Genomic DNA, 5,717 nt, shown 5'->3' with positions numbered 1-5,717 from the left:
GTCAAACCCGGCAGCGGCGATGGCATCCACGCCCTGGTCGTTCTCCATGTAGCGCTCCAGGATGGCATCCAGCACCTCGTAGGGCGGCAGGCTGTCCTGGTCGGTCTGGTCGGGCCGCAACTCGGCGCTGGGCGGCCGCGTGATGATGCGCTCGGGAATCGGGTTGCTGCCCGTGCCGTACGGGTCGTTTTCGTTGCGCCAGCGCGCCAGGCGAAACACCGTGGTCTTCAGCAGGTCCTTGATGACCGCAAAGCCGCCGGCCATGTCGCCGTAGAGCGTGCAATAGCCGGTAGCCATTTCACTCTTGTTGCCGGTGGTCAGCACGATGGAGCCGAACTTGTTCGACAGCGCCATCAAAAACACGCCGCGGATACGCGCCTGGATGTTTTCCTCGGTCGTATCTTCCTTCAGGCCCTTGAACTCACCGGCCAGCGAAGCCTTGAAGGCCTCGAACTCCGGCACGATGGAAATCTCGTCGTAACGCACCTTCACGCGCTCGGCCATCTCGCGCGCATCGATCCAGGAGATGTCTGCCGTATAGGGCGAAGGCATCATCACCGCGCGCACCTTGTCGGCGCCCAGCGCATCCACCGCGATCGCCAATACCAGTGCCGAATCAATGCCGCCCGAAAGCCCCAGAATGGCACCCGGAAAGCCGTTTTTACCGAGGTAGTCGCGCACGCCCAGCACCAGCGCGTCCCACAGGTCCGCCTCATGGCTGCGTTCAGGCACCGTACTTGCTATTAATTTAATAGCTGCTTGCGCTCGTCCTGCCTGAATTACAAACAGATTTTCCTTGAAGCTTTCAGCCCTTCCGGCCAGCGCGCCATCGGCCTGCAAGGCAAAAGACGCGCCCTCAAATACGATTTCGTCCTGCCCACCCACCAGGTGCGCATAAATCAGCGGCAACCCGGTAGCCTGGGCCCGGACCTGCATCATCTGCTCGCGTTCGCCGCCTTTGCCGACATGAAACGGCGACGCGTTGATGACCGCCAGCAGTTCGGCCCCCGCTTCCCTGGCCAGGCGTGCCGGCTCTTCAAACCAGGCGTCTTCGCAGATCAGCAGCCCGACGCTGACGGCGTCATCGCCCTCCCCGGCCTGGAACACGCAAGTGCCCTGCCCCGGCGTGAAATAGCGGCGTTCGTCAAACACCTGGTAATTCGGCAGTTCGCGCTTGGCATAGGTGTCGACGACGCGGCCCTCGCGCAGCACCCTGGCCGCGTTGTGGCGCTGCTGCACTTCCACGCTTTTGGTGCGCAGCCCCTTGCCGTTGTCGCCGTGGGTGGGCGTGCCCACCACCACTGTCAGGCCTTTTAACCCGGCCAGCTCGCGGGCCACCAGATTCACGGCATCATCACAGGCCTGGATGAACGATGGGCGCAAGAACAGGTCTTCTGCCGCATAGCCGCAAATGGCCAGCTCAGGCGTCAGCAGCAGCCGGGCGCCGCCCTCATAGGCCGTGCGGGCAGCGTCGATGATCTTTTGCGCATTACCCGGCATATCGCCGACGCAATAGTTCAATTGGGCAACGCAGATTTTGAGTGGCATGTTGAAGTAGAACCCCGAAAACACGTGAAAAAGAACTCAAACGATTATGTCATTCGCGTGCTGAATTCACCGCTGGAGGTGAATGCGGCCGAGTGGAACGCCCTGCTGGCGGCGCAAAGCCCGGGCGAGCCCGCGAACCCTTTCATGCGCCACGAATACCTGGCCGCACTGCACGAAAGCGGCAGCGMCACGCCCGAAACCGGCTGGACGCCGCGCTTTGTCACCCTTTGGCAGGGCAAGGTGCTTGCAGGCGCCTCTCCGCTTTACCTCAAGGAGCATTCCTACGGCGAATACGTGTTCGACCACGCCTGGGCGAATGCCTACCAGCAGCATGGGCTTGAGTACTATCCCAAGGCACTGGTCGCCGTGCCCTTCACCCCCGTACCCGGCGCCCGCCTGCTGGCCCGCACGCCGGTCGAACGTGCCCTGCTGGTAAAGGCGCTGGTGGCTTGGTGCACGCAAGAGGATCTCTCGTCCTTGCACCTGCTGTTTACCGCCGATGAAGACGTGGCGGCCTGCGAAGAGGCGGGCCTCATGCTGCGTCATTCGGTGCAGTTCCACTGGACAGGACCACCAGCAGGCTACCGCGACTTCGACGACTTCCTGGCGTCGCTCAGCCAGGAAAAACGCAAAAAGATCCGCCAGGAGCGCCGCAAGGTCGCCGAGGCAAACATCACTTTCCGCTGGTCGCTGGGCAAAGACATCAGCAACGCCGACTGGGACTTTTTCTACCGCTGCTACGAGCGCACCTATTACGAACACGGCAACGCTCCCTACCTCAGCCGCGACTTCTTCCATCGTATGCAGGASACCATGCCGGAGAACTGGCTGCTGTTTGTGGCGGAGCACAACGCCGACGGCCAGCGGCGGCCCATCGCGACAAGCCTGATCGCCGTCAGCGCCCGTACTGAAAGGGATCACGGCGACGAAAGTGCCGAAAACCAGTCCCTGGTTGCGTACGGCCGCTACTGGGGCGCCCTCGCCCGTGTTGACTGCCTGCACTTTGAGGCCTGCTACTACCAGCCGCTGCAATGGTGCATCGAACACGGCTACCAACGCTTTGAAGGCGGCGCTCAAGGGGAGCACAAAATGGCCCGCGCCCTGCTGCCCGTCAAAACCACCAGCGCCCACTGGCTGGCGCACCCCTCGTTCGCCGACGCGGTCGAGCGCTTCCTGGAGCGCGAAGGCGCCGGCATCGACAACTACATGGAAGACCTGGAACGCCGCAGCCCTTTCAGGCAAGCTGCGCCGGGCACTTCGGCTTGAGTGCTGGCTTTCGGCGGCCGCAGGCGCTACGTTTTTCATAACTGCTTGCGCTTGTCCATATTGGGCTTCATGGACTTTTTCCATAAATGTTCTGTGCAAAACATGAACTGGCCGCGCTCCCACCCCTTACCTGCAACCCCCGTCATACCTGTCATCACACGGGCAAGCGTTATTTGCTATAAAGCCCGTTCAAAGGAATTTCCATGAGCAACAACAACCGCGCCAACGAACGTACGTACACCGTCAACCTCGTCGAATGCCCAACCCTGACCGCCGACGAGCGCGCAGCGGCCGAACTGCGTTTTCGCATGGCGCTTGAATTCGCGTTGGGTGGCCCCGAATATGTACTGCCCTCGCTGCAGGCCTACATGCTGACGCAAACGCTGCACGAAGGCCTGCCGCTGGAGAACGCCTCGGAGGCAGAAGAACAGGTCATTGCGCTCTGGCAACACGCCGAGACCGACGCGATTCTGGCGGCGATGCGGCCGCTGGGAGACAACCTGGACAACGCACGATTCGAGATCCTCCCGCTTTGACCCCTCAAGCCGTTTGCCCGGCGGGCGGCCTGCTTCGCGGTGCGGCCGGCGCGGAATCGCTATCGTATTGATAGCTGCCCGCGCCCGTCAGCATTGCGCCAGTGGCCTGTTTTCCTTAAACCCAGCTTTGTTTTAAGCTCTGTCTTCCAGACCTGTTTCCGAACGGTTTCAAGGCTTGCAGCCACCCTGCCCCCGGCCCAGGCCGCCATGTCCCCATGAACACTATCGCGACCGCTACACAGACCGCCGACCCTGCGCCTCCGCTGGGCCGCCCCCACGCCCGGCGCCTGCGTGAGGTCTACCGCTCCGCCGGCTGGCCCTGCCAGGACCTGCTGGAAATCGAACTGCTGGCCACCGGCATGCTGCAGCGCGTGGCCGGCCCTGCAGGCCACGAAACCCTGCGCGTGACCGATGCCGGCGTGGCCTATCTGGCCACCGTGCTCGTGCGCAACCGCTCGGCGCTTTCAAAGCATGAGGCACTGGTCGAGCAGGTGGCCTGCGAAATGGTGCGGGCCGGCCGCATCACCTGGCGCGGCCTGGGCCTGCGCGCCCAGCTGCCGCCCGAAGAAGAAGGTGGCAAGGCCCGCTGGTGCATCGCCCGGCCCGACGTGTTTTCCATCCGCAACACCACGGTGCAGGAATATGTCGAGCCGATCGTGCACGAGATCAAGGTGCACCGCTCCGACCTGCTGGGCGACCTGCGCCGCCCCGAAAAACGCGCCGCCTACCTCGACCTGGGCGGGGAGTGCTGGTATGTGCTCGGTTGCGACGCCAAAGGCCGGCCGATTGGCGATGCCAGCGAGGTGCCGCTGGAGTGCGGTGTGATGGTGCTGGAGAACACGCGCCTGGCCGTTGCGAGGGCCGCACCGCGGCGTACGCGCCAGCAACTACCGCTGGGCGTATGGATGGTGCTGGCCAAGGCGACGCCTGTCGCCGGACTCAACGACGATGAGCAAGGAATGCTGGGCGACTGCGAAGCTTGAACGCAATCACGGCCGCGCGCTGAGCCTGGCGTGACAGCTGCCGCTACGGCAAACCCTAGTGCCGCAACCCGTCCCGCTCGGTTAATGTCTCCCTCACGGAGACAACAACAATGAAATCCCTGACCGGACTCGACGCAACCTTTCTTTACCTTGAAACCCCCGAGATGCCCATGCATGTGGGCTCGCTCAACCTGTGCGAACTGCCGGAGGGCTTCAAGGGCAGTTTTCACAAGGCGGTCAAAGCGCACATCGCCAGACGCATGCACCTGGCGCCGGTGTTCAGCCGCAAGCTGGTGTTCATGCCGCTGGATCTGGGCCACCCGCTGTGGGTCGACGCTGACTCGGTGGATATCGACTTTCACATCCGCCGCGCGGACTCTGCCAAAAAAGGTACGGCGCCCATGACGCTGGCCGAGGTACACAAGCTGTGCGCGCAACTGCACAGCGAGGTCATCGACCGCAATTTCCCGCTCTGGGAGTTTTATATTTTTGACCGCATCCAGCTGCCCGCATCGCAGGGCGGCAAGGTGGTGGCCGGATTTTTCTCGAAGATTCACCATGCGGCGCTGGACGGCAAGGGCGGCGTGATGCTGGCCAATGCCCTGCTCGATTTCAGCCCGGTGCCGCGCGAGGTGCCGCCGCCCGACCCTGCCCGCCGCCGCAAAACCGAGGCTGACCTGAAGCTGGGCAAGATGATCGGCTCGGTGTTTTCGAGTTCGCTGGGCCAGCTGGCCAAACTGGCCAAGGCGCTGCCGTCTGCGGCCAGCACCTTTGGCAGCACGCTGGCAAAACAATCCACCACCAGTTCGGCCACCGGCATCAAGCCCAAGATGCCGATGAAGCTGGCGCCACAAACGCCCTTTAATACCGGCATCACCACGGATCGCGTCTTTGTGACGGCCACCCTGCCGCTGGCCGAATGCAAGGCCATGGGCAAGGCGGTGGGCGGCTCATTCAACGACGTGGTCTTGTGGATCTGCTCGACCGCACTGCGCAGCTACCTCACGCAGCACCACAGTCTGCCGAAAAAATCGCTGGTGGCGGCCATGCCGGTGTCGCTGCGCGAAGCCGGCGCCACCGACGCCAGCAACCTGGGCAACCAGGTGAGCATGAGCCTGGTGGAACTGGGCACGCAGCTGGCCCACCCGCTCAAGCGCATTAACGCCATCATGGCATCGACCGCCAAGGTGAAAACGTCGATGCAAAGCCTGAAGGGCCTGCTGCCGACCGACTACCCTTCGCTGCTGGCACCGTGGCTGGTGGGCGGCRCAGCCAAGATGGCGCTGAACGCCTACGGCAAAAGCGGTATCGCCAGCCGCCTGCCCATGGTGGCCAACCTGGCCATCTCCAACGTGCCGGGCCCGCCGGTGCCGCTGTACCTGGC

5 protein-coding genes are annotated in these 5,717 nt (G+C 63.3%); 4 read left to right on the top strand and 1 reads right to left on the bottom strand.

What is annotated here, in order from left to right; genetic code table 11:
- Nucleotides 1-1,548: NAD+ synthase (locus AC1DWI_RS12095; RefSeq protein ID WP_477724910.1), on the bottom strand; the 1,548-nt coding region annotated here is incomplete at its 3' end.
- A 24-nt stretch (nucleotides 1,549-1,572) separates the two neighbouring features.
- On the opposite strand from AC1DWI_RS12095, the gene AC1DWI_RS12090 reads away from it, so the two are divergent.
- The 4 genes from AC1DWI_RS12090 to AC1DWI_RS12075 form a co-directional block, all read left to right on the top strand.
- The gene (locus tag AC1DWI_RS12090; protein WP_477724909.1) at nucleotides 1,573-2,814 is read left to right on the top strand and encodes a GNAT family N-acetyltransferase; all 1,242 of its coding nucleotides are present in this window, start codon (nucleotides 1,573-1,575) and stop codon (nucleotides 2,812-2,814) included.
- 203 nt (nucleotides 2,815-3,017) lie between these two features.
- A complete protein-coding gene (locus tag AC1DWI_RS12085; RefSeq protein WP_477670853.1) occupies nucleotides 3,018-3,350 on the top strand; it encodes a hypothetical protein in 333 nt (110 codons plus the stop codon).
- 215 nt (nucleotides 3,351-3,565) lie between these two features.
- On the top strand, nucleotides 3,566-4,333 hold the full coding sequence (locus tag AC1DWI_RS12080) for a hypothetical protein (protein ID WP_477670854.1): 768 nt from the start codon (nucleotides 3,566-3,568) through the stop codon (nucleotides 4,331-4,333).
- Nucleotides 4,334-4,443: 110 nt separating this feature from the next.
- The coding region (locus tag AC1DWI_RS12075; RefSeq protein ID WP_477724908.1) for a wax ester/triacylglycerol synthase domain-containing protein at nucleotides 4,444-5,717 on the top strand (1,274 nt) is incomplete at its 3' end.

Source organism: Polaromonas sp. P3_C2 (genome assembly GCF_056402675.1).
The sequence above is the reverse complement of the archived record's forward strand: the minus strand, read 5'-3'. Positions and strand labels throughout refer to the sequence as shown.

Bases quoted from the DNA above. Each gene is read 5' to 3' on its own strand.
- AC1DWI_RS12080 (WP_477670854.1), top strand. From the start codon at position 3,566: ATGAACACTATCGCGACCGCTACACAGACCGCCGACCCTGCGCCTCCG.
- AC1DWI_RS12085 (WP_477670853.1), top strand. From the start codon at position 3,018: ATGAGCAACAACAACCGCGCCAACGAACGTACGTACACCGTCAACCTC.